The sequence below is a fragment of the Luteimonas sp. e5 genome, from assembly GCF_054031035.1.
In genome coordinates, this window is the sequence record NZ_JBSTRX010000002.1 from 146,071 (window position 1) to 167,422 (window position 21,352).

A 21,352-nucleotide genomic window follows, 5' to 3' on the forward strand; every position below is an offset into this window, starting at 1 on the left:
GCGCCGGCACGCGGGACAGGCGGATGGATACGGCAACGTTGACCATCGCGGTGCTGATCGTGCTGGCGGCCTGGGCGCTGTTCGAGCTGGGCCGGCAACGGGATCGGCGTCGTGAGCGGCGCTGGCCCACGCGCGGGCTGACGCCGCCATCGCGCGGCTTGCCGTCACCCTCGGCCGCGGTGCGCGAGCGGATCGCGGCGGGTGACCGGATCGGTGCCATCAAGCTGTACCGGCAGCAGACCGGCGCGTCCCTGCGCGATGGGCATGACGTGATCCGCTGGCACGAGCACCATCCGCACGCATCGCCCGCGCCGCCGCAGGAGCCGGCCGAAGTGCCGCCGGCAGCGGCCAGTGCCGAGCCATCGCCCGAAGTCCGGCGCCTGATCGCGGCCGGTGAGCGGATCGCCGCGATCAAGCTGTACCGGCAGCAGACCGGCGCGTCCCTGCGTGGTGCGCATCAGGTCATCAAGCAGCATGAGCGCGATCCGCAGCCGCTGAGCGAGGCCGAACTGGCGCAAGCGCAGCCCGAACCGGAAGCGCCGGCTTCGACGGTCCCCTCGATGCAGGTGCGCAGCCTGATTGCCGCCGGGCAAACCATCGCCGCCATCAAGTTGTATCGCCAGCAGACCGGGGCTTCGCTGCGCGATGCGCGTCGGGTCATCCTGCAGCATTCACGCCTGCTTCGTTCGGGCTGATGCCGCCGCTGCGCCTGAGTGTGGCGGCCCGGCTCGGTCGCCGGCTGTTGCTACACTCCGCCGGACGCGTGTCTGCGCTGAACATGTGTTCGTCGCCGCCAGCCGTCCTTCATTCGCGCGGGCCTGCCCGCCATTTGCATTCCCAGTCCGGAACCCGCATATGAACCGCTCCCCCTACGCCGTTGCCCTCGCGCTTGCCATGAGCATGACCACTGCCAATGCCGCCCCGCCCGCCACCGCCCCCACGCCGCCAGAGGTGGCGAAGAAGCCGCATGTGGTCAAGGCACCGCACGGCGCCGAACGCCAGGACGAGTACTACTGGCTGCGCGATGACACGCGCGAAAACCCGGAGATGCTGGCCTATCTCAATGCCGAAAACGCCTACGTCGATGCGGTCATGGCGCGGCTGAAGCCGGTCGAAGATGCGCTGTACGAGGAAATCGTCGGCCGCATCAAGCAGGACGACAGCTCGGTGCCGTATCGCGACCGGGGCTGGTGGTATTACAGCCGCTACGTCGCCGGCCAGGATTACCCGATCCATGCGCGGCGCAAGGACGGTCCCGGCGTGGATGCACTGTCGATCCAGCAAGCGAATGAAGCCGGCGACTTTGCTGCCGAACAGGTGCTGCTGGACGTCAACAAGCTGGCCGAGGGGCACGACTACTACGCCGCACGTCCGGTGGCGATCACCCAGGACGGCAAGCGCATGGCCTGGGCCGACGATACCAATGGCCGCCGCCAGTACACCCTGCGCTTCCGCGATCTGGAGAGTGGCAAGGACCTGCCCGACAGCATCCCCGGCACCAGCGGCAACGCGGTCTGGGCTGACGACGGCAAGACCCTGTTCTACGTGGTCAACCATCCCGAGACCCTGCTCACCACCTGGGTGAAGCGGCATGTGCTCGGTGGCGATGCCAAGGACGACCCGATCATTTACGAGGAAAAGGACGACACCTTCTACATGGGCGTGGGCCGCAGCCGCGATGACCGCTACATCGTCATCGGCCTCAGCAGCACGGTGTCCAACGAGTTGCGCTACACCCCCGCCGCCAACCCGGGCGAGTTCACCGTGCTGGCTGCACGCGAGCGCGATGTGGAATACGACGCCGACCATCACGATGGCCGCTGGGTGATCCGCACCAATGCCGATGGCGCCAGCAACTTCAAGATCGTCACCGCGCCCGAAGGCGCTACCTCGCGCACACAGTGGAAGGACTGGATCGCGCACGACCCGGATGTGTACATCGAGGATATCGAGCTGTTCGACGGGTTCACCGCGATCGGCGAGCGCTCCGAGGGCCTGGAGCGCATCCGCCTGCTCAAGCGCGACGGCAGCGCCGAATACGTCAAGGCCGATGAAACCGCCTATTCGATGGGCCTGTCGGCGAACCCGGAAACCGATACCGACTGGCTGCGCTACAGCTACACCTCGCTGACCACGCCGGCGATCACCTACGAGGTCAACACCGCCACCGGCGAGCGCCGCGAACTCAAGCAGCAGCCGGTGCCCGGCTACGACAGCGGCAAGTACGTGACCGAACGGGTCTGGGTGCCTTCGCGCGATGGCAAGGTGCGCATCCCGGTTTCGCTGGTCCATCGCAAGGACTTCAAGCGCGACGGCAGCGCGGCGATGCTGCAGTACGCCTACGGCAGCTATGGCATGTCGATGGATCCGGGTTTCAACTCGACCATCGTCAGCCTGCTCGACCGCGGCATGGTCTACGCGCTGGCGCATGTCCGTGGCGGCCAGGAGATGGGGCGCGCCTGGTATGACGACGGCAAGATGTTCAACAAGGTCAACACCTTCACCGACTTCATCGACGTCACCCGCTGGCTGGTCGAGAACAAGTACGTGGCGCGTGATCGCGTCGCGGCGATGGGCGGCAGCGCCGGCGGCCTGCTGATGGGTGCGATCTCCAACATGGCGCCGGACGATTACCGCGTGATCCTCTCGCAGGTGCCGTTCGTCGACGTGGTGACGACCATGCTCGACGCCAGCATCCCGCTGACCACCAACGAGTACGACCAGTGGGGCAACCCCGAGACCAGTGTCGAAAGCTACAACTACATGCTGTCGTATTCGCCCTACGACAACCTGGAAAAGAAGGCCTATCCGGCGATGTTCGTCGGCACCGGGCTGTGGGACTCGCAGGTGCAGTACTGGGAGCCGGCCAAGTACGTGGCGCGGCTGCGTGATCTCAACACCTCCTCGCACCCGGTGCTGTTCCGCACCAACATGGAAGCCGGCCACGGCGGCAAATCCGGCCGCTTCCGCCGTTTCCGCGAGCAGGCCGAGATGTACGCGTTCATGCTCGACCAGCTGGGCGTGGCCGAGCCGCGCTGATGCCGGTTGCGGCCTGCCCCGGTCACGGGTGCAGGCCGCGCACGGCTTGGCAGCGTTTGCGAGGTCGGAGGTGGTGTGCGGCTGTGCGCCATGCAGGCCGGCGTGACTCGCGGTTGACGGCGCTGCGTGATGTCATGAAACGTGGGTGACAATCCCTGCGCGTGCCGCGGGCCATGCCCGGCGCGCGCCGGTCGTGGCCGTGGCCGCGTACGCCGTGGCGGCTGCCCGCCTGTGACCGATCCCCCAAACAGCAAGGAGAACCCCGGCATGCGCCTCCCGCGACTGCTTGCCACCGCCATCACCGCCACCGCGCTGGCCGCCTGCCAGCCATCGGATACCCCGCCGCCATCCAGCGCCGATGCAGGCGCGCCTGCCGATCAGGCGCCGATGGGCGCGCCCGCCGATACCGCAGCGGCAAGCGCCGCCAGCGCCTTCGACATCGATGCCGTGCCGCTGTCGAGCGCGGCCTTGGGCGATTTTCCCTTCGTGACCCTGGCCGAAGGTTGCAGCTTCGATGCCGCCGCGCCGCGGCATGCCAGGGCGCCGTACTGGACCGGCGACCGGATCGAATGGGTGGAAGGGCCGACCGTGGCCTCGTACATCAGCACCGAAGGTACCGCCGACTGCGGGTTTGCCAACGTCGTCGCCAACATGGATGCGGTGATCGGCCGCTTGCAGGGGGTCAAGGTCAATGCCTCGCGGATGTCGGCGGCGGCGTTCAAGGAAATCAATGACGAAGGGGCGCTGGCGCGTCTGGAGGCGGGCCTGCAGGGCGCCTCCGGCAACCCGCTGGCCACCTGGCTGGTGCGCCAGGCCGATCGGCAGATCTGGGTGCAGGTGGTGGCCGACCATACCGACCGCGCCTACAACATCCTGCTCACCGAGCGCGCCGCGCCGGCGGTCACCGCGAAATTGCTGCCGGCATCGGAAATGCGGCAGCAGCTGGATGCCAGCGGCAAGGTCGCGCTGCAGGTCAATTTCGCCACCGACAGGACCGAGATCCTGCCCGAGTCGATGCCGCAGATCGAGCAGGTGGTGGCGCTGTTGCAGCAGGATCCGGCCCTGCGGCTGGCGGTTGACGGGCATACCGACAACACCGGCAGCCCGGCGCACAACCAGACCCTGTCCGAAGGCCGCGCGCGTTCGGTCGTCGCCGCCCTGCAGGCGGCCGGCATCGACGCCTCGCGGCTGAGCGCCGCCGGCCACGGCGACACCCGTCCGGTGGCCGACAACGCCAGCGAGGAAGGCCGCGCCCGCAACCGGCGCGTGGAACTGGTCAAGCAGTAAATCCCGCATACAGGCCGGCGGGCAGGCGGCCCGCCGGCCTGCACAGCGTCGTCGACGCGCGCGTCGCAACGGGCGTGGTGGACGGGGCATCGGTATTCATCGCGGTGTCCCGGCGGATGGTGTCGCCCGGATTGCATGTGCGGCATTGGGGTGGGCACGTTCGTACCGCGATGACAAAGATTCCCGCGTTTGGGAAAGACCCGGCCGGTGATCGTGCCCCGGGTCTCTTGCCGCCTGCTTGACCTGGCGCATTTCCCGCACGATGGGCGCCGGTCCAGACTGTGGGCATGACCTCGCTTGCGCGCCTTGCCTGGTGGTTGCTGGCCCATGTCGCACTGGGGCTGGCGGTGCTCGGGGTGTTCGTGCCGGGGCTGCCGACGGTGCCGTTCATCCTGCTGGCCGCATTCGCTGCCGCGCGTGGCTCGCGGCGCCTGCATGTGTGGCTGCGCCGCCATCGCCGCTTCGGGCCGATGATTCGCGATTGGCAGGCGCATGGCGCGGTCAGCCGACGGGCCAAATGGCTGGCGCTGGCGATGATGACGTCCTCGGCGCTGCTGATGCTGGCGTTCATGCCCGATCCGCGCATGGCCGCACCCGGCATCGTGGTGATGGCGGTGGTCGCGGCATGGCTGTGGCGACGGCCGGAGCCACCCGCCTGAACCACCCGCCTGAACCGTGCCCTGACGACCCCGGCGCGGCATGCGATTTTGCCTGTGGCAAGGTTCCCGGCATCGCGGGTGCGCGTTACCATCGGCGCATGAACATCCTCCGTCCCGCCGCGCTGTGCGTGCTCGTTCTTGCCCTGGTGGCCTGCGGCAACAAGGGCCCGCTGCGCCTGCCGCAGAAACCGCAGCCGGTGGATCTGCCGGCACCACCGGACAGCACCGGGTTTGACGAGGCGGATCCGCCTGCCACTGACCTGGACGAAGCCGTGCCGCCGGAGGAGAGTGAGCCGGTGGGTGATGAGCCGGTCGACGGCGATCCGGCCACGCCGACCGTGCGGGACGATGACCCGCCCGCCGCCACCTGAAGTGGCGCGCCTGCGGTTCGACAAGATGCACGGGGCGGGCAACGACTTCGTCGTGCTCGACCTGCGCGATGGCCAGGCCGCACCCGATGCCGCGCTGTGCCGCCATCTGGCCGACCGTCACCGCGGTGTCGGCTGCGACCAGATCCTGACCATCGAGCCGCCGCGCCACGCCGACGCGCATGCGCGCTACCGCATCTGGAATGCCGATGGCAGCGTGGCCGGGCAGTGCGGCAACGGCGCGCGTTGCGTCGCCGAATGGCTGGCGCGTCATGACGGGCTGCACGATGCCGGGCTGTGTCTGGAGTCGCCCGCCGGCCTGCATCAGGCCACGCGCGTGGATGCGGGGCGTTGGCGCATCGGCATGGGCCGTCCGCGCTTTGCACCGGCGCACATCCCGCTGCACGGGTTCGAGCATGAGCAGGCGTTCTACACCCTGCTCGTCGAGGGCGACGAGCTTCGTTTCGGTGCGGTGTCGATGGGCAATCCGCATGCATTGATCGAAGTCGAGGACCTCGCCACCACCGATGTCGCAGGCATCGCGCGGCAGCTGCAGCAATCGGCCTGTTTTCCCGAATCGGTGAACGTCGGCTTCGTCCAGGTGCTTGCGCCGGGCCGGGTACGCCTGCGCGTGTACGAGCGCGGCGCGGGCGAAACCCTGGCCTGCGGCAGCGGCGCCTGTGCCGCCGCGGCGATCCTGATCCGGCGCGGGCATCCGGCGCGCAGGATCCGGGTCGAACTGCCCGGCGGCGAGCTGGAGATCGACTGGAGCGACGAGGACGCGGGCATCGCGATGGCCGGTCCGGCACAATTCGTGTTTGCCGGCGTGATCGACGCCAGCGGAAGTGGAGCACCATGAACGAACAACCCGAACGCCTGGGCATGCACGAGGTCGCCACCTGGCTGCGGCGTCATCCCGACTTCCTGCAACAGTTCCCCGACCTGGCGCTGAGCCTGGTGGTGCCGCGCGAGGACGGCCCGGCGGCATCGCTGGCCAGCTACCAGCTGGACGTGCTGCGCGACAAGAACCGCGAGCTGTCGCGCCGGCTGCACGAGTTGTTCGCCAATGCCGAGGAAAACGAGCGGCTGGCGGTGCGCACCCACCAGCTCACCCTGCGCCTGATGCAGCAAACCAGCGCCGCCGACAGCGTGCGTGCGATGGCGGCCTCGCTCGGCGAGGACTTTCATGGCGACCTGGTGCGCATCGTGCTGTTCCACGAGGTGGTGGGCCTTGAAGCCGGGGAATGCTGGCAGGTGGTGGCCGATGACCGCCTCGCGCTGGAGCCGTTCCGCGACGTGCTGGCCGAGGGCGAGCCGTTGTGCGGGCGGTTGAACCCGGACAAGAACGTGCTGCTGTATGGCGAGCGCGTGGGCGAGGTGCAGTCCAGCGCCTTGCTCGCCTTGCCCGGCACCGGCCTGGTCGCGGTCGGCAGCACCGACCCCAACCGCTTCTACCCGGGCATGGGCACGCTGTTCCTGCGCATGATGGGTGAGGCGTTCGCGGTGGCGATGGCACGCTTCGCGCCGAACGTGGACTGAGCGCGGTGCCGGCGATGGATTCCGACCTCGCCGCCTACCTCGAACACCTGCGGGTGGAGCGGCGCATGTCCGCGCATACGTTGGCCGCCTACCGTCGCGACCTGCAGGCGCTGGCCGACTGGGCCGGGGACACTGCCGCCGGCGCGCCGGCACAACTGGACGAAGCCGCGCTGCGCGCGTTCATCGCTGCCGGGCATCGCGGCGGCCTGTCGCCGACCAGCCTGCAGCGCCGGCTCTCGTCCTGCCGCGGGTTCTATCGCTGGCTGCTGCGTCAGGGGCGGCTGCAGGCCAATCCGGCCGCCGCGGTACGCGCACCCAAGGCGGCGCGCAAGCTGCCGCAGGTGCTGGACGTGGACGAAGCGGTGCAACTGGTGGAACTGCCCACCGACGCGCCGCTCGGCCGCCGCGACCGCGCCATGCTGGAACTGTTCTATTCGTCCGGCCTGCGCCTGTCCGAACTGTGCGCACTGCGCTGGCGCGATCTCGACACCGCCCAGGGCCTGCTGCAGGTGCGCGGCAAGGGCGGGCGCGAGCGGGTGGTGCCGGTCGGCTCGCATGCCTGTCATGCGCTGGCCGAATGGCGCGCCGAATCCGGCGGCGGCGAGGATGCGCCGGTGTTCCCCGGCCGCGGCGGTGAAAAGCCGATCACGGCGCGCGCGGTACAGCTGCGCCTGCGCCAGCTGGCGCAGCGCCAGGGTGTGTTCAAGCGCGTGCACCCGCACCTGCTGCGGCACAGTTTCGCCACCCACATGCTGGAATCTTCCGGCGATCTGCGCGGGGTGCAGGAACTGCTCGGCCATGCCGACATCGCCACCACGCAGATCTATACCCATCTGGATTTCCAGCATCTGGCGCGGGTCTACGACGCCGCGCATCCGCGCGCGCGGCGCAAGCGCGAGGATGATGCGTCCGATTGACCGTGGTCAATGCGCCTCACCGCGCGGACGGGCGAAAGTCGGCGCATGGTCGAAACCATCGAGGCATGGCAGTGCGTCGGCTGTGGCCGCTTGCAGGCCGAACGGCCGTGCATCGGCGTGTGCACCGATCGCAAGGTGGAATTGGTCACGGCGCAGGACTACGCCGAACTTGCCTGGCGGGTGGAGCAGCTGGAAGCGGCGCTGGCGCTGATCGCCCGGGTCACGCCCAAGCCGGGCGAGCTTGAAGCGAGCTGGCGCGCCTTGCAGGCGCGTGCGCGCGAGCTGCTGGACTGACATGCCGCGGCTTGGACCGCTGCTGGAACTGGCCCGCGAGCATCATGGCGCGCTGCTGCTGGCGCGCGACGCACGGCGTGTCGATCCGGCCGACGCCGAGGCCCGGGCGGCGATGAACCGGCGCATCGCGGCGTACTGGGAGCAGGAAATGGCCGCGCACTTCCGTCACGAGGAAGCGCTCTTGCAGCGCTTCGCCGATGCGCTGGAAGCACCGTTGCGCGAGCGGCTGCTGGCCGATCACGCGGTGCTGCAGGCGATGTCGCAACGTGCCGCGCACGGCACGCTCGATGCGGCATCGCTCAATGCCTTCGGCGAGCGCCTGGCCGCACACGTGCGCTTCGAGGAGCGCGAATGTTTCGATGCGTTGCAGGCCGCGTGGGCGGCGCAGGCTCAGCTGCGGAAGTAGGGCTCGACGGTGCCCTTGATCTTCATCGTCATCGGCTGCCCGCGGCGATCCAGCGCACGGCCCACCGCCACCCGCACCCAGCCTTCGCTGACGCAGTATTCCTCGATGTTGCTGCGCTCCTGGCCGTTGAAGCGGATGCCGATGCCGCGCGCCAGCAGTGCTTCGTCGTAATGCGGGCTGCGCGGGTCGTTGCTCAGGCGGTCGGGTGGGGTGTCGGACATGGCACGCGGGGAATGACGGGAGTCGCGCAAGGATAAGCCTTCGCGCCGGCTCTGGCATGATTCACCTGCCAGTGCGGTGCACTGGGACACCATTGTCTGCCGTTGGTTCCGGAATACGCCGTGCGTCCGATCATCGTGTTTCTCACCCTGCTCTGGCTGCTGGCCGGCGCGCCTGTCGCGGCGCAGATGCCCTGGCAGGCGCGTGATCCTGCGCGCGAACTGCCGGCGCAGGAGGTGCCGGTCTCGCCGCCCGCCGACGCCGTGGCGCCACCGCCCTTGCCGCCGCAGCCGCCGATCCCGCCACCCGAGCCGGTTGAACCCGTTGAACCGCAGCCGCCGCAAGTGGCGCTGCCGACCGCTGCCGACGAGGCGATGGTGCCGCGCGGTGACGAACAGCCGCTGCCCGAGCGCAGCAGCGACCCGGCCGACATGGTCGCCGAACCGCTGGCGCCGCCCGCGCAGCCTTCCGCGCCCGATCTCAGCGACGCACGCAGCGGCTTCCTCGGCCTGTTGCGCGCGCAGGTGCTGATGGACCGTGCCTGGGTGTCGCCCGGTGAAATCGACGGCCGTGCCGGCACCAATACCACCCGCGCCATCGGTGGCTTCCAGCGCCTGGCCGGGTTGCCGGTCACGGGCAAACTGGACGAGGCCACCTGGGAGGCGCTGGAGCGGCACGGCCCGGCACTGGTGCATTACACCCTGACCGAGGCCGATGTGCGTGGCCCGTTCCGCAGCATTCCCGCCGGCATGTACGCCAAGGCCCGGCTGCCTCGGCTGTCCTACGGCAACGTGGCCGAGGCACTGGGCGAGAAGTTCCACATCCGCCCGGCGGCATTGATGGCGCTGAATCCGGACACGGATCTCGCCGTCGCCGGCACCCGCATCATGGTGCCGAATGTGCTGGACATCCCGCCGCTGCCGCCGGCCACGCGCATCGTGGTGTCGGATGCGGCCAAGCTGCTGATGTTGATCAATCCCGAGGGCCGGGTGTACGCCCAGTTCCCGGTGACCACCGGCAGCGAGCGCGACCCGCTGCCGATCGGCGATTGGGAGCTGCGCAGCGTGGCGCGCGACCCGCACTACAACTACAACCCCAAATTGTTCAAGGGCGCCCGGCCGGGGCCGACCGCAACCCTGCCGCCGGGGCCCAACAGCCCGGTCGGGGTGATGTGGATGGGCCTGTCCAAGCCGCATTACGGCATCCATGGCACGCCCGAGCCGGGCAACATCAGCAAGACCCATTCCAATGGCTGCATCCGCATGACCAACTGGTCGGTGCTGCAGGTATCGAATGCGGTCACCCAGGGCACCCCGGTAACCTTGATCCCGTGAGCGCACGCGCAACCGGCGTGTTCCACCTCGTCCTTCCCCGACCCCGTTGCCAGCCGAGTCCCGCATGAACGATCTTCCCCCCAACACCCCCCAGCCGCCCGCGGAGCCGGCACCGCCCGAGCCGCGCGTGGTCGAGCGCCGCGTGGTCGAGAAGCGCGGTGCCGGCTTGTTCCGCCAGTTCCTGCTGTTCGTCGCCGGCCTGCTGGTCGGGGCCAACGGCGTGTATTTCTGGATGCAGCGCGAAGCACGCGCCGCCGCCGAGGCCGCGATGGCGCCACCGGCCACGCCGCCGTTGCCGGTGCCCGGAGGCGGCACGCGCGCCCCGTCGGCCGCGGCAGCCGCGCCGGGTGCGCAGATCATCGTCGACCCGCACGGCAACGAGCCCGGGTTGGGCGCCGTGGCCGAAACGCCCGCCGCCGCTGATGCGCCGGCCGGCCTGCTGATTCCGGTGCAGGGCGTGGGCGCGCAGGCGCTGATCGACACCTTCAGCCAGGCGCGCGGCAGCGACCGCGTGCACGATGCCATCGACATTCCCGCCGCCGCCGGCACCCCGGTGCTGGCCGCCGCCGATGGCGAAGTGGTCAAGCTGTTCGAAAGCAAGCTGGGCGGTACCACGCTGTACCAGTTCGATCCCTCCGGCCGCTTCGTCTATTACTACGCGCACCTGCAGGGCTATGCGCCGGGCATCGTCGAAGGCAAGCAGCTCAAGCGCGGCGAGGTGCTGGGTTACGTCGGCAGCAGCGGCAATGCGGATGCCCAGGCGCCGCACCTGCACTTCGCGGTCGGCGTGCTGGGTGCGGAGAAGAACTGGTGGGAATACACCGCGCTCAATCCCTACCCGCTGCTGGGCGGGCGTTGAGGCACGCGCCAGGCCGGGCGTGGAGCAGGCCGATTCCGGAATCCGTGGATGCGCAGCGATCCCGCCCTTGATGCCCTGTGGCTCCCGTTCGCCCAGGGCCTGCTGAAGCCCGAGGCGGACGTGCTGTTCCTGCGCGCGCGCGAAGGTGCCGCGCTGCACGCCAGCGGCCTGCGCGCCGGGTTGCACTGCGTGCAGCCGTTCAAGCCGTGGGCCGATGCGCTGCAGCGCGCCGGATTCGCCGTACGGCCCGAGGCCGACGACACGCGCACGCATGCCCAGGTGTGGCTGCTGCCGCCGCGCCAGCGCGAGGAGGCGCGCGCACTGCTCGCCACTGCGCTGGATCGCTGCGCGCCGGGTGGCGTGGTGCTTGCCAGCGTGGCCAACGAGGAGGGCGCCAAGGCGCATGAAGGCGATCTGCGCCGGCTGGTCGGTGGCCTCGAAGGCACGCTCAGCAAGTTCCATTGCCGCGTGTTCTGGGCGCGCCGCGACGAGGCGCGCATCGACCACGACCTGCTGGCGCAGTGGCGCGAAGCGGACGCGGTGCGCCCGATCCTCGATGGCCGCTTCCACAGCCGGCCCGGGGTGTTTGCCTGGAACCGGGTCGACGCCGGTTCCGCGCTGCTGGCCGAGGCCTTGCCCGGTGATCTTGCCGGGCGCGCCGCCGACCTGGGAGGCGGCTGGGGCTGGCTGAGCGCCGCGCTGCTGGCGAAGAACCCGCGCATCACTGCGCTCGACCTGTACGAAGCCGATCATCGTGCGCTGCAACTGGCCGCGCGCAACCTGGCGCCGTTCGCGCAGCGGGTTGCGCTGGATCTGCATTGGCACGATGTCGAAGCGGGCCTGCCGCACACGGCGCGCTGCGACGTGGTGGTCTGCAATCCGCCGTTCCACGATCCGGGCAAGGCCGCGCGCCCCGGCATCGGCCAGCGGTTCATCGAGGTCGCCGCCGATGCACTGCAGGCGCAGGGCGAGCTGTGGCTGGTGGCCAATGCGCGCCTGCCCTACGAGGCCACGCTTCAGGCACGCTTCGCACAGACACGTACGGTGCTCGCGGCACGGGGCTTCAAGGTGCTGCATGCGCGCGGGCCGCGGCGATGAGCCGTGCGCCGAAGCTGCTGCGCTACCTTGCCAACCTCGGTTACGGCAGCCGTCGCGAGGTGCTGGCGCTGCTGGCCGATGGCCGCGTGCGCGATGCCGCCGGCGAGCGCCTGTATGGCGATGACGTGCGCGCGCATGAGGACATCCGCATCGATGGCGAACCGCTGGACCCCGCGCCCGGCCTGCTGCTGATGCTGCACAAGCCGACCGGCGTGACCTGTTCGCGAAAGGACCAGGGGCGTCTGGTCTACGACCTGCTGCCGCGGCGCATGCGCCTGCGCTCGCCGATCGTCTCGCCGGTCGGTCGGCTCGACCGCGACAGCTCCGGCCTGTTGCTGTTCACCGACGACGGCCAATTGCTGCACCGGATCATTTCGCCGCGTTCGCGGCTGGCCAAGGTCTATCTGGCCGAGCTGGCGCGTGATCTGCGCGGTGACGAGGCGGCGCAGTTCGCCAGCGGCCGCCTGATGCTGGAAGGCGAGAACACCCCTTTGCTGCCGGCGGCGCTGCAGGTGCTCGGCCCGCGCCGCGCGCGGCTGACCTTGCACGAGGGCCGCTACCACCAGGTGCGGCGCATGTTCGCCGCGCTCGGCAACCACGTCGAGGCGCTGCACCGCGAGCGCGTCGGCGGCCTGTCACTCGGGGAACTGGCCGAAGGCGAATGGCGTCTGCTGAGCGACGCGGAACGCGAGGCGATCTTCGCCTGAGCGAGCGAGGCATGCCGGTCAGCGGCATCCGCGCGTGCGCGCTGTCGTGGAGTGGGGCTTGCACGTGGCAAGGATTGCGCGGCATACCGCGTCAGCCCGCATCCGCCTCCATCGGCGCGTCATCGAGCAGGGCGCGGTAGCCGGCATGGCCGAGGCGGCGCATGGTCTGCAGATTGCGCTGGATGATCCGATCCGGATCGGGATACGCCGCCACCGCGCGTGCCACGCTGTCCTCGCGCAGCAGGTGCAATGCCGGCCATGGCGCGCGGTTGGTCAGGTTCTCCGCGTCATCGGGGCGGCTGTCGGCGAACCGGTAGTGCGGGTGGAAACTGGCGATCTGGATCTCGCCCACCAGATCGAGGGATTCCAGCAGCGCTTCGGCCGGGTCGAGGAAGTCGTTGTAGTCGAGGAACTCCGCCAGCATGTGCGGATGCACCAGCAGCGTGGTGTCGATCTCTTCGGCGGGCGTGTCGCGCAGATGCAGCAGCTCCGCACCCAGGTGTTCCAGCAGGGCGGCCTCGCTGCGCGCATCGCTGACCACGATGCGCACCTGCTCCCGGACGTACACCGCCTTGGCGAACGGGCACAGGTTGAGCCCGATCACCGCGCGCTCGATCCAGCGTCGGATGTCGGCTTCGACCTGATGTGCCTGCGGCATGGTCGCTCGCGCCGTGCGCTCAGTCGCGGAAGTTGTCGAATTGCAACGGCAGCTCGAACTGCTTGCCACGCAGCAGCGCGATGGCCTGCTGCAGGTCGTCGCGCTTCTTGCCGCTGACGCGCAGCTTGTCGCCGTTGATCTGGGTATCGAGCTTGAGCTTGCTGGCCTTGAGCTCGGCCTGCAGCTTCTTCGCCAGCTCACGGTCGATGCCCTGGCGCACGCTGATCTTCTGTCGTGCGCCGGCGACATTGGTTTCGATCTCGCCCGCCTCCAGGCAGCGCGCATCGATCTTGCGCGCGATCAGGCGCGCGTCGAGGATGTCGCGCATCTGCTGCAACTGGAAATCGCTCGGCGCATGCAGCGCGATGATCGCGTCATCCAGCGCGAAGCCGGCATCCACGCCCTTGAAGTCGAAGCGGGTCGACAGTTCACGGTTGGCCTGGTCCACCGCATTGGTGAGTTCGTGGCGATCGACCTCGGAGACGATATCGAAGGAAGGCATGCGGCATCCTCAAACGGAAAGCCCGAGCATACCCCGCAGCGCGGCGCGCGACCCGCGTCGCTGCCGGCGCAGGCATCATGCCCGCGATAGATGCGCGATCACCGACGGAGCCGTGCGCCATGCCGCTGCTGCTGATCCCCCTGCTGATCCTGTTGCTGTTCCTTGTGCTGACGCTGCTGATGCCGTTTTCGCTGTGGCAGCGCTATCGCCAGGGGCGCAAGCGGCGCAAGGTGTGGCCGTGGATGAACGCCGTCAACGCGTGGCTGCTGCTGGTGTCGCTGCTGATGCTGCTGCTTTCGGCGTGGATCAGCGCGCGCTGGCTGCCGGGCTCGCCGCGGATGGCATTCACCGGCCTTGGCCTCGGGCTGGCGCTGGGCTGGCTGCACCTGCGCATCAGCCGTGGCGAAGCGCGCGCCGACGGCTACTGGCTGACGCCCAATGCACTGATCGTGTTCGCGCTCACCGCGCTGGTGGCCGCGCGCATCGGCCTGGGCATCTGGCAACTCGCGACGCATGGCCTGGACTGGCGCAGCGCCGCGGCCGGGCAGCCGTGGTACCTGCGCCATGACAGCCTGTTCGCACTCGGCGGACTGCTGATCGGCCATTGGCTGGCGTGGGCCTGGCTGCTGCGCGCACGCCTGCGGCGCTTGCCCGGTCGCTGAGGGAGCGCAGGAAGAGGGATCGCGGGAAAAGGAAAACGGGCCCGCAGGCCCGTTCCCGTGTTGCGGTTTGCGGCCGTGCGCGGATCAGAAGCGCGCGCCGACGCCGACGCCGACCAGCCACGGATCGAGGCGTGCTTCGCCGACCTTCTCGCCGGCCACCTTCACGTCCGAGCTGCCCTTCATGTAGCGCGCCTCGGCGCGGGTGAACACGCGCGGGGTGATGTTGAAGTCCGCACCCACGGTACCGATCGCGCCCTTGGGCGTGCTCATGCCGAAGTGCTCGCCGTTGCCGTCGCGCTCATCGCTGATGTTGGCTTCGTAATAGCCCAAGCCGACGAACGGGCGGATCGCGTTGTCCGCCTGACCGAAGTGGTATTGGCCACTGACCGCGTAGGGCTGCGACTTGACCCGGCTGCCGCCACCGATGCGATGGGTCGCCTTGTCCACGCCGCCCCATGCTTCCACGGCGATGTTGGGGGTGATGTGCCAGGCCGCCGACAGGGTCGGCATGCCGCTGCCCTTGACCCCGGTCGCGGGGGTATCGAAGGCATCGGTGCGTGGCTTGAGATGGCTGTAGCCGCCGACCACCGAGAAGCGCTTGTCGGCAACGCTGTCCGAAGCCTGCTGGGCAAACGCGCCCGGCGCGGCAAGGACCAGTGCACCGCAAATGGCAAGACTCATGGTGCGAAATTTCATGGGGATCTCCTGTTTTCGTGTTTTGAGCCCTGGAGTGGGCAGCGCCGAGGCTGCAAAAACGCGAATGAACCGACGCTGGGTGGCGGGGCCACGTTCAGATTGCGGGCAGCTGCGGTTCATGCGCGGTTTTTGGCCGGGCAAAAACGTGCACGTCGAGCCATTCGGACGCGTGTGTTTGTTTGCGTCACGGTTCTGCGTTCACAATAGGGATTCGACATAGTCTCCGGAGCGGTCATGGCTGAACTCAAGGAAGCACGCGTCCCCGACATCGGCGGGCACGAGGGCGTGCCGGTGATCGAGGTGCTGGTCAAGCCGGGCGATACCGTCAGCCGTGACCAGGGCCTGATCACGCTGGAGTCGGACAAGGCGACCATGGAAGTGCCCGCGCCGTTCGCCGGCACCGTGCGCGAAGTCAAGGTCAAGCTGGGCGATACCCTGAGCGAAGGCGACCTGGTGGCGATGATCGAAGTCGAGGGCGAGGCGGACGCCAAGCCGGCGCGCGCCGAGCCGGAAGCCGCGGGCAAGGAAGTGCCCGCCGCCGAAACCGGCGCGCAGGTGGAGCCGACCGAAGTCGCCAGCGAGCCTGACCGCCTGGCCGCGCAATCGCAACAGGCAGCCGAGGCGCGTTCCGGGATGGATGAAATCAGCGCGCGGCGCTCGGCACGTGGTGAGTCGGCCGACCTCGCCGATGCCGAGCCGGCGCGCCCGCCGCTGCGCTTCGAGGCGGATGCGGTGCTGCCGGGCAAGGTGCCCTATGCCAGCCCGGCGGTGCGCCTGTTCGCACGCGAGCTGGGCGTGGACCTGATGCAGGTGCAGGGCAGCGCGGAAAAGGGCCGCATCACCCGCGAGGACGTGCAGAAATTCGTCAAGCAGGCCTTGGCCGGCGGCGCCGGCAAGGTGGCGACCGGTGGTGGCGGGCTCGACCTGCTGCCGTGGCCGAAGGTGGATTTCTCCAAATTCGGCGAAACCGAAGTGCAGCCGCTGTCGCGGATCAAGAAGATTTCCGGCGCCAACCTGGCGCGGAACTGGGCGATGATCCCGCACGTCACCCAGTTCGACAGCGCCGACATCACCGACCTGGAAGCGCTGCGCGTGCAGCTCAACCGCGAGAGCGAGAAGAGCAAGAGCGGGGTCAAGCTGACCATGCTGGCGTTCCTGATGAAGGCCTCGGTCGCGGTGCTCAGGCAGTACCCGGAATTCAATGCCTCGCTCGATGCCAGCGGCGAAAACCTCACGCTGAAGAAGTATTTCCACATCGGCTTCGCCGCCGATACCCCGAACGGACTGGTGGTGCCGGTGGTGCGCGACTGCGACAAGAAGGGCGTGAACGAGATCGCGCGCGAAACCGCCGAGCTGGCGAAAAAGGCGCGCGATGGCAAGCTCGGCCCGGGCGACATGCAGGGCGGCTGCTTCAGCATTTCCTCGCTGGGCGGCATCGGCGGCAGTGCGTTCACGCCGATCGTCAACGCACCGGAAGTCGCCATCCTCGGTGTCTCGCGCTCGGCCATGCAGCCGGTGTGGGACGGCAGCGAGTTCCGCCCGCGGCTGATGCTGCCGCTGTCGCTGAGCTATGACCACCGGGTGATCGATGGCGCCGCCGCGGCGCGCTTCACCGCCACCCTGGCGCAGTTGCTGGGCGACATGCGCCGCGTGTTGCTGTGAGTTGATGCGCATGCAGCCGGACAACGCCAGCACGGTCGAGCGCGCCGCCGAACGGGTGCGTGACGCCGCCGGCGATGTCGGCGGGCGCGCACTGGCCGATCTGCAGCCGCTGCTGTCGACCAAGCTGGTGCAGGCCGGCGGGTTCACCCTGACCCTGGGCGGGGTGATCAGCGCGGTGCTGGTGCTGATCGTGGTGCTGGTGCTCTCGCGCGTGGCGCGCGCGGCGATCCGGCGCTATGGCGAGCGCCATGCCAAGGTCAGCCAAGCGGCGCTGTATACCGTCTCGCGCATGGTGCACTACCTGTTGCTGGCGCTCGGCCTGATGCTGGCGCTGGATGCGCTGGGCATGCCGCTGAGCAAGTTCACCGTGTTCGCCGGCGCGCTCGGCGTCGGCCTCGGCTTCGGCCTGCAGCAGATCTTCAGCAACTTCGTCTCCGGCCTGATCCTGCTGTTCGACCGTTCGCTCAAGGTCGGCGACTTCGTGCAGATCGACGACAAGGTGCGCGGCGTGGTCAAGGCGATCAACATTCGCGCCACGCGCATCACCACCAACGACAACATCGACATCCTGGTGCCGAACTCGGAGTTCGTCAGCGGTCGGGTCACCAACTGGACCTACCGTTCGGTCAACCGCCGCATCCGCATCCCGTTCGGCGTCGCCTATGGCGTGGACAAGGAGCTGGTCAAGAAAGCGGCACTGGAGGCCGCGTCCAAGGTGCCGTTCACCCTGAGCATGGAAGGGCAGAAAGCACCGCAGGTATGGCTGGTGGGCTTTGGCGATTCGGCGGTGGAGTTCCTGCTCGCGGTGTGGCTGACCGAAGCCGCCGCACGGCGCAACATGGGCGTGCGTGCGGCCTATCTGTGGGAGCTGGATACCGCCTTGCGCAAGTACGGCATCGACATTCCGTTCCCGCAACGCGACCTGCACGTGCGCAGCCTGTTCGGCCTGGAAGGCGAGCAGGCGCTCGCGGCATTGCGCGGGCAGCTGGAGGCGATGCCGATCGAGGCCGCTCCCAGCGTGCCGGTGGAACTGAGTGAAGAAGAGCGCGCGCGCCTGTCGCGCAACGACGCGCAGGCCGATGCCGAGCGCGAAATCGCCGCCGACCGCCGCGCGGAGGAAGAAGCGGCCATGGCCTCGTCATCCACGGAGAACCCGAATGAGCAGCAATGAAGTGAAAGTCCCGGACATCGGCGGACACGAAGCGGTCCCGGTGATCGAAGTGCTGGTCAAGCCGGGGGACGTGGTGACGAAGGATCAAGGATTGGTCACGCTGGAGTCGGACAAGGCGACGATGGAAGTGCCTTCGCCGCTGGCGGGCACGGTCAGGGAAATGCGGGTCAAGGTGGGTGACACGCTGTCCGAAGGTGACATCGTCGCGCTGATCGACGCTGCCGAAGACACGGCATCCGCGCCTGCGGCGGCGAAGCCCGCAGCGCAGCCGGAGAGCGGGGATGGCGGAAAACAGGACGCTGCGGAACAGGAGAAGCCCGCAGCGTCGGCCGCCAAGTCGGCTGCCGCGACAAGCGCCCCCAAGGCTGCCGCCGACAGCGGCAAGCAGGCCGACATCGAATGTGCGCTGGTGGTGATCGGCGCCGGTCCCGGCGGCTATACTGCCGCGTTCCGCGCTGCCGACCTTGGCGTGGACACGGTGCTGGTCGAGCGCCATGCCACGCTGGGCGGGGTCTGCCTCAACGTCGGCTGCATCCCATCCAAGGCGCTGCTGCATGCCGCCGAAGTGATCGACGCGGCGAGCCACGCCGGCGACTTCGGCGTCGAGTTCGCCAAGCCCAAGATCGACCTCGACAAGCTGCGCGGCTACAAGGACAAGGTGGTCGGCCAGTTGACCCGTGGCCTCGCCGGCATGGCCAAGCAGCGCAAGGTGCGTGTCGAACAGGGCCGCGCCCGCTTCACCTCGGCACATGAACTGCTGATCGAAGGCGAAGATGGCGGCACGCGCACGCTGCGCTTCGAACACTGCATCATCGCCGCCGGCTCGCAGGCGGTGAAGCTGCCGGGCTTCCCGTGGGACGACCCGCGGGTGATGGATTCCACCGATGCACTGACGTTGCAGGACGTGCCGAAGAAGCTGCTGGTGGTCGGCGGCGGCATCATCGGCCTGGAGATGGCCACCGTGTACCGCGGCCTCGGCAGCGAAGTGACCGTGGTCGAACTCGCCCCGCAGCTGATCCCGGGCGCCGATGCCGACCTGGTCAAGCCGCTCGCCGCGCGACTCAAGGCGCAGGGCATCAAGGTGCACCTCAAGACCCGCGTGGCCGAGGCCAAGGCGCAGAAGAACGGCATCGCCTGCCGCTTCGAGGGCGAGGACCTGCCCGAGGCGAAGATCTACGACCGCGTGCTGGTGGCGGTGGGGCGCAGCGCCAATGGCGGCACGCTGGATGCGGACAAGGCGGGCGTGCAGGTCGGCGAACGCGGCCTGATCTCCGTGGATGCGCAGATGCGCAGCAACGTCGCGCACATCTTCGCCATCGGCGACTTGGTCGGGCAACCGATGCTGGCGCACAAGGCCACCCACGAGGGCAAGCTGGCGGCGGAGGTCATTGCCGGCGCGAAGAAGGAATGGGTGGCGCGGGTGATCCCGAGCGTCGCCTACACCGACCCGGAAATCGCCTGGGTCGGCGTCAGCGAGAACGAGGCGCGGGAAAAGGGCTTGGACATCGGCGTCGGCAAGTTCCCGTGGGCCGCGTCCGGGCGTGCGATCGGCCTCGGCCGCACCGAAGGCTTCACCAAGCTGGTGTTCGATGCCGAAAGTGGCCGCGTGATCGGCGGCGGCATCGTCGGCCCGCATGCCGGCGAGTTGATCAGCGAGGTCGCGCTGGCGATCGAAATGGGCTGCGAGGCCGGCGACATCGGCCACACCATCCACCCGCACCCGACCCTGGCCGAATCGGTGGCGATGGCCGCCGAAGTGTTCGACGGCACCGTCACCGACCTGTACATCCCGAAGAAGCGCTGAAGCGGCGTCGGCTGACGCGCATTCGCGGTCTGCCATGAGCTGCCGATGATGGCCGCGCACGCGTGTGCCGCAAGCAGGTGTGATGCCGCATTCAGACTGCCCGCAGGCGAGTGCTGACAGGCAGGTTTCAGGCATGTGTCAAGCGGCCGCGTGAACCCGCCACGAACGGCGCGCGGCTTGCCCGGCCATTTTCACGCCTGCTATACTCCCGAAGCTGACCCGGACGGTTTTCCGCCCGGGATGTCCTCGCCGCAGGAATACCCTTGTTCGATCCAGTCGCCCGATCCAAGCGGATGGTGAGACAGGCCTCCTTGCGGCAGGCGTGGGTGGTGGTGCTGGTCGCCGTGGTTGCCGCATTGCTGGCGCCACAGGGCCTGCGCTTCGGCCTCGGCGTCGCTGCCGGCGGCCTGGCGATCATTCTCGGCAGCCTGCTGGCATCGAGAGTGGCGCTGGCCGAGGGGGTGGCGCCAGCCAACATCGTCCTGATCCGCTGGGTGCTGGGGATCGTCGTGCGCTGGGGCATTTTCCTGGCAGTGGCGATCGGAGCAGTCGCGGCATGGAAGCTGCCACCGGCGGCCCTGTTGCTGGGCGTGGTGTCGGCGCTGTTGGCCTACGTGGTGAGTGTGGCATTCAAACCTGTCAGGAATCCCGATTAATGGCGCCCGAAAGCGGTCAACTGACCCCGACCGAATACATCCAGCACCACCTGCAGAATCTGACCGCCAGTTTCGGTCAGGGCGATTTCATGACCCTGCACGTGGATACCTTCATCACCGCGGTGCTGATGGGCCTGCTGATGGTGTTCATGTTCTGGCTCGCGGTGCGCAAGCCGACCGCGGGCGTGCCCGGCAAGTGGCAGGCCTTCGTCGAGATCCTGCTCGAGTTCGTGCACAACCAGGTCAAGGACACCTACCACGGCAAGTCCAAGCTGGTCACCCCGATCGCCATCACCATCTTCTTCTGGATCCTCCTGATGAACCTCATCAAGATGATCCCCGCCGACTTCATCGCCAAGCCGCTGGAGTGGGCCGGCATCCACTACTGGAAGCCGGTGCCCACCGCCGACGTCAACGCCACCCTGGGCATGTCGATCACGGTGTTCCTGCTGATGATCGTGTTCGCCCTGCGTGCCAAGGGCCTGGGCGGCTTCACCAAGGAGTTCCTCACCGCGCCGTTCGGCAAGTGGATGATGCCGTTCAACCTGATCCTCAACATCGTCGAGTGGATCTCCAAGCCGATTTCGCTGGCGATGCGTCTGTTCGGCAACATGTTCGGCGGCGAGATCGTGTTCCTGCTGATCTGGGTGCTCGGCGGTGCCAGCATCCTCGGCCTGTTCGGCGGCGCCACCTTCGGTTTTGCCTGGATGGTGTTCCACATCCTGGTGGTGCCGCTGCAGGCCTTCATCTTCATGATGCTGTCGATCGTCTACCTGAGCCTGGTCGAAGACAGTCACTGATTTCGTGTTCCAACC

General features: G+C 68.6%; 24 protein-coding genes. 20 read left to right on the forward strand and 4 right to left on the reverse strand.

All coding sequences use genetic code 11. The annotated features are described in order from the left end of the window. The first annotated feature begins 23 nt into the window (after positions 1-23). The 10 genes from ACW11F_RS06095 (at position 24) to ACW11F_RS06140 (ending at position 8,509) form a co-directional block, all read left to right on the forward strand. Positions 24-695, forward strand: a complete 672-nt coding sequence (locus ACW11F_RS06095; protein ID WP_456996024.1) for a hypothetical protein — start codon at positions 24-26, stop codon at positions 693-695. 205 nt (positions 696-900) lie between these two features. Beyond that, a complete protein-coding gene (locus tag ACW11F_RS06100) occupies positions 901-3,039 on the forward strand; it encodes a S9 family peptidase (protein ID WP_456996553.1) in 2,139 nt (712 codons plus the stop codon). Between the two features lie 267 nt (positions 3,040-3,306). Then, on the forward strand, positions 3,307-4,326 hold the full coding sequence (locus ACW11F_RS06105; RefSeq protein WP_456996025.1) for an OmpA family protein: 1,020 nt from the start codon (positions 3,307-3,309) through the stop codon (positions 4,324-4,326). A gap of 287 nt (positions 4,327-4,613) precedes the next feature. Then, positions 4,614-4,985 carry a YbaN family protein gene (locus tag ACW11F_RS06110; RefSeq protein ID WP_456996026.1) on the forward strand — a complete coding sequence of 124 codons (372 nt, stop codon included), beginning with the start codon at positions 4,614-4,616 and terminating at the stop codon, positions 4,983-4,985. A 98-nt stretch (positions 4,986-5,083) separates the two neighbouring features. Beyond that, on the forward strand, positions 5,084-5,356 hold the full coding sequence (gene lptM / locus ACW11F_RS06115) for an LPS translocon maturation chaperone LptM (protein ID WP_456996027.1): 273 nt from the start codon (positions 5,084-5,086) through the stop codon (positions 5,354-5,356). Continuing rightward, positions 5,334-6,212, forward strand: a complete 879-nt coding sequence (gene dapF, locus ACW11F_RS06120; RefSeq protein WP_456996028.1) for a diaminopimelate epimerase — start codon at positions 5,334-5,336, stop codon at positions 6,210-6,212. The genes lptM and dapF overlap by 23 nt, the downstream gene beginning before the upstream one ends. Next, complete coding sequence (locus ACW11F_RS06125) at positions 6,209-6,892, forward strand: DUF484 family protein (protein WP_456996029.1); 684 nt, start codon at positions 6,209-6,211, stop codon at positions 6,890-6,892. Before dapF ends, ACW11F_RS06125 begins: the two co-directional genes overlap by 4 nt. Positions 6,893-6,906: 14 nt before the next feature. Further along, on the forward strand, positions 6,907-7,809 hold the full coding sequence (gene xerC, locus ACW11F_RS06130) for a tyrosine recombinase XerC (protein ID WP_456996030.1): 903 nt from the start codon (positions 6,907-6,909) through the stop codon (positions 7,807-7,809). Positions 7,810-7,854: 45 nt separating this feature from the next. Continuing rightward, complete coding sequence (locus ACW11F_RS06135) at positions 7,855-8,103, forward strand: hypothetical protein (protein ID WP_456996031.1); 249 nt, start codon at positions 7,855-7,857, stop codon at positions 8,101-8,103. Position 8,104: 1 nt separating this feature from the next. After that, on the forward strand, positions 8,105-8,509 hold the full coding sequence (locus ACW11F_RS06140) for a hemerythrin domain-containing protein (RefSeq protein ID WP_456996032.1): 405 nt from the start codon (positions 8,105-8,107) through the stop codon (positions 8,507-8,509). On the opposite strand, the gene ACW11F_RS06145 is transcribed toward ACW11F_RS06140, so the two are convergent. Beyond that, a complete protein-coding gene (locus ACW11F_RS06145; protein WP_456996033.1) occupies positions 8,494-8,730 on the reverse strand; it encodes a DUF3297 family protein in 237 nt (78 codons plus the stop codon). The two genes, ACW11F_RS06140 and ACW11F_RS06145, sit on opposite strands and share 16 nt — an antisense overlap. 429 nt (positions 8,731-9,159) lie before the next feature. Here ACW11F_RS06145 and ACW11F_RS06150 point away from each other — a divergent pair, with 429 nt between their 5' ends. The 4 genes from ACW11F_RS06150 (at position 9,160) to ACW11F_RS06165 (ending at position 12,726) form a co-directional block, all read left to right on the forward strand. Continuing rightward, positions 9,160-10,062 (forward strand): L,D-transpeptidase family protein, encoded by a 903-nt coding sequence (locus ACW11F_RS06150; protein ID WP_456996554.1) that lies wholly within the window; start codon positions 9,160-9,162, stop codon positions 10,060-10,062. Positions 10,063-10,294: 232 nt separating this feature from the next. Beyond that, a complete protein-coding gene (locus ACW11F_RS06155) occupies positions 10,295-10,921 on the forward strand; it encodes a M23 family metallopeptidase (protein ID WP_456996555.1) in 627 nt (208 codons plus the stop codon). A gap of 48 nt (positions 10,922-10,969) precedes the next feature. Next, a complete protein-coding gene (locus ACW11F_RS06160) occupies positions 10,970-12,019 on the forward strand; it encodes a class I SAM-dependent methyltransferase (RefSeq protein ID WP_456996034.1) in 1,050 nt (349 codons plus the stop codon). Next, positions 12,016-12,726 (forward strand): pseudouridine synthase, encoded by a 711-nt coding sequence (locus tag ACW11F_RS06165; protein ID WP_456996035.1) that lies wholly within the window; start codon positions 12,016-12,018, stop codon positions 12,724-12,726. Before ACW11F_RS06160 ends, ACW11F_RS06165 begins: the two co-directional genes overlap by 4 nt. Positions 12,727-12,817: 91 nt before the next feature. Here the strand turns inward: ACW11F_RS06165 and ACW11F_RS06170 are convergent, their stop codons facing one another. Together ACW11F_RS06170 and ACW11F_RS06175 are read right to left on the reverse strand one after the other, a co-directional pair. Beyond that, positions 12,818-13,384: a DUF1415 domain-containing protein gene (locus ACW11F_RS06170; RefSeq protein ID WP_456996036.1), complete on the reverse strand. Its 567-nt coding sequence runs from the start codon at positions 13,382-13,384 to the stop codon at positions 12,818-12,820. A 19-nt stretch (positions 13,385-13,403) separates the two neighbouring features. Beyond that, positions 13,404-13,886, reverse strand: a complete 483-nt coding sequence (locus ACW11F_RS06175; RefSeq protein ID WP_456996037.1) for a YajQ family cyclic di-GMP-binding protein — start codon at positions 13,884-13,886, stop codon at positions 13,404-13,406. A 119-nt stretch (positions 13,887-14,005) separates the two neighbouring features. Here ACW11F_RS06175 and ACW11F_RS06180 point away from each other — a divergent pair, with 119 nt between their 5' ends. After that, entirely contained in the window at positions 14,006-14,548 is a 543-nt protein-coding gene (locus ACW11F_RS06180) for a DUF1453 domain-containing protein (protein WP_456996038.1), read from the forward strand. A gap of 84 nt (positions 14,549-14,632) precedes the next feature. Here ACW11F_RS06180 and ACW11F_RS06185 read toward each other — a convergent pair whose 3' ends face one another. Further along, entirely contained in the window at positions 14,633-15,244 is a 612-nt protein-coding gene (locus ACW11F_RS06185; protein WP_456996039.1) for an OmpW/AlkL family protein, read from the reverse strand. Positions 15,245-15,478: 234 nt separating this feature from the next. Here ACW11F_RS06185 and ACW11F_RS06190 point away from each other — a divergent pair, with 234 nt between their 5' ends. The 5 genes from ACW11F_RS06190 to atpB all read left to right on the forward strand — a co-directional run bounded on the left by ACW11F_RS06190 (position 15,479) and on the right by atpB (position 21,337). Beyond that, positions 15,479-16,906: a dihydrolipoyllysine-residue acetyltransferase gene (locus ACW11F_RS06190; RefSeq protein WP_456996040.1), complete on the forward strand. Its 1,428-nt coding sequence runs from the start codon at positions 15,479-15,481 to the stop codon at positions 16,904-16,906. A gap of 10 nt (positions 16,907-16,916) precedes the next feature. After that, positions 16,917-18,077, forward strand: a complete 1,161-nt coding sequence (locus ACW11F_RS06195) for a mechanosensitive ion channel family protein (protein WP_456996041.1) — start codon at positions 16,917-16,919, stop codon at positions 18,075-18,077. After that, positions 18,064-19,881, forward strand: coding sequence for a dihydrolipoyl dehydrogenase (lpdA, locus tag ACW11F_RS06200; protein ID WP_456996042.1), 1,818 nt, complete (start codon positions 18,064-18,066; stop codon positions 19,879-19,881). The genes ACW11F_RS06195 and lpdA overlap by 14 nt, the downstream gene beginning before the upstream one ends. Positions 19,882-20,177: 296 nt before the next feature. Further along, positions 20,178-20,537 carry a hypothetical protein gene (locus tag ACW11F_RS06205; protein ID WP_456996043.1) on the forward strand — a complete coding sequence of 120 codons (360 nt, stop codon included), beginning with the start codon at positions 20,178-20,180 and terminating at the stop codon, positions 20,535-20,537. Beyond that, positions 20,537-21,337: a F0F1 ATP synthase subunit A gene (atpB, locus tag ACW11F_RS06210; RefSeq protein WP_456996044.1), complete on the forward strand. Its 801-nt coding sequence runs from the start codon at positions 20,537-20,539 to the stop codon at positions 21,335-21,337. Before ACW11F_RS06205 ends, atpB begins: the two co-directional genes overlap by 1 nt. The last annotated feature ends 15 nt before the right edge of the window (positions 21,338-21,352 follow it).

Excerpts from the sequence above, each read along its gene's own strand:
- dapF (WP_456996028.1), top strand. The coding sequence starts at position 5,334 with ATGACCCGCCCGCCGCCACCTGAAGTGGCGCGCCTGCGGTTCGACAAG.
- ACW11F_RS06135 (WP_456996031.1), top strand. The coding sequence starts at position 7,855 with ATGGTCGAAACCATCGAGGCATGGCAGTGCGTCGGCTGTGGCCGCTTG.
- ACW11F_RS06100 (WP_456996553.1), top strand. The coding sequence starts at position 901 with ATGACCACTGCCAATGCCGCCCCGCCCGCCACCGCCCCCACGCCGCCA.
- ACW11F_RS06105 (WP_456996025.1), top strand. The coding sequence starts at position 3,307 with ATGCGCCTCCCGCGACTGCTTGCCACCGCCATCACCGCCACCGCGCTG.
- atpB (WP_456996044.1), top strand. The coding sequence starts at position 20,537 with ATGGCGCCCGAAAGCGGTCAACTGACCCCGACCGAATACATCCAGCAC.
- ACW11F_RS06145 (WP_456996033.1), bottom strand. The coding sequence starts at position 8,730 with ATGTCCGACACCCCACCCGACCGCCTGAGCAACGACCCGCGCAGCCCG.
- ACW11F_RS06110 (WP_456996026.1), top strand. The coding sequence starts at position 4,614 with ATGACCTCGCTTGCGCGCCTTGCCTGGTGGTTGCTGGCCCATGTCGCA.
- ACW11F_RS06140 (WP_456996032.1), top strand. The coding sequence starts at position 8,105 with ATGCCGCGGCTTGGACCGCTGCTGGAACTGGCCCGCGAGCATCATGGC.
- ACW11F_RS06150 (WP_456996554.1), top strand. The coding sequence starts at position 9,160 with ATGGTCGCCGAACCGCTGGCGCCGCCCGCGCAGCCTTCCGCGCCCGAT.
- ACW11F_RS06175 (WP_456996037.1), bottom strand. The coding sequence starts at position 13,886 with ATGCCTTCCTTCGATATCGTCTCCGAGGTCGATCGCCACGAACTCACC.
- ACW11F_RS06125 (WP_456996029.1), top strand. The coding sequence starts at position 6,209 with ATGAACGAACAACCCGAACGCCTGGGCATGCACGAGGTCGCCACCTGG.
- ACW11F_RS06180 (WP_456996038.1), top strand. The coding sequence starts at position 14,006 with ATGCCGCTGCTGCTGATCCCCCTGCTGATCCTGTTGCTGTTCCTTGTG.
- ACW11F_RS06165 (WP_456996035.1), top strand. The coding sequence starts at position 12,016 with ATGAGCCGTGCGCCGAAGCTGCTGCGCTACCTTGCCAACCTCGGTTAC.
- ACW11F_RS06155 (WP_456996555.1), top strand. The coding sequence starts at position 10,295 with ATGCAGCGCGAAGCACGCGCCGCCGCCGAGGCCGCGATGGCGCCACCG.
- ACW11F_RS06185 (WP_456996039.1), bottom strand. The coding sequence starts at position 15,244 with ATGAAATTTCGCACCATGAGTCTTGCCATTTGCGGTGCACTGGTCCTT.
- ACW11F_RS06170 (WP_456996036.1), bottom strand. The coding sequence starts at position 13,384 with ATGCCGCAGGCACATCAGGTCGAAGCCGACATCCGACGCTGGATCGAG.
- ACW11F_RS06190 (WP_456996040.1), top strand. The coding sequence starts at position 15,479 with ATGGCTGAACTCAAGGAAGCACGCGTCCCCGACATCGGCGGGCACGAG.
- lptM (WP_456996027.1), top strand. The coding sequence starts at position 5,084 with ATGAACATCCTCCGTCCCGCCGCGCTGTGCGTGCTCGTTCTTGCCCTG.
- ACW11F_RS06160 (WP_456996034.1), top strand. The coding sequence starts at position 10,970 with ATGCGCAGCGATCCCGCCCTTGATGCCCTGTGGCTCCCGTTCGCCCAG.
- lpdA (WP_456996042.1), top strand. The coding sequence starts at position 18,064 with ATGAGCAGCAATGAAGTGAAAGTCCCGGACATCGGCGGACACGAAGCG.
- ACW11F_RS06195 (WP_456996041.1), top strand. The coding sequence starts at position 16,917 with ATGCAGCCGGACAACGCCAGCACGGTCGAGCGCGCCGCCGAACGGGTG.
- ACW11F_RS06095 (WP_456996024.1), top strand. The coding sequence starts at position 24 with ATGGATACGGCAACGTTGACCATCGCGGTGCTGATCGTGCTGGCGGCC.
- xerC (WP_456996030.1), top strand. The coding sequence starts at position 6,907 with ATGGATTCCGACCTCGCCGCCTACCTCGAACACCTGCGGGTGGAGCGG.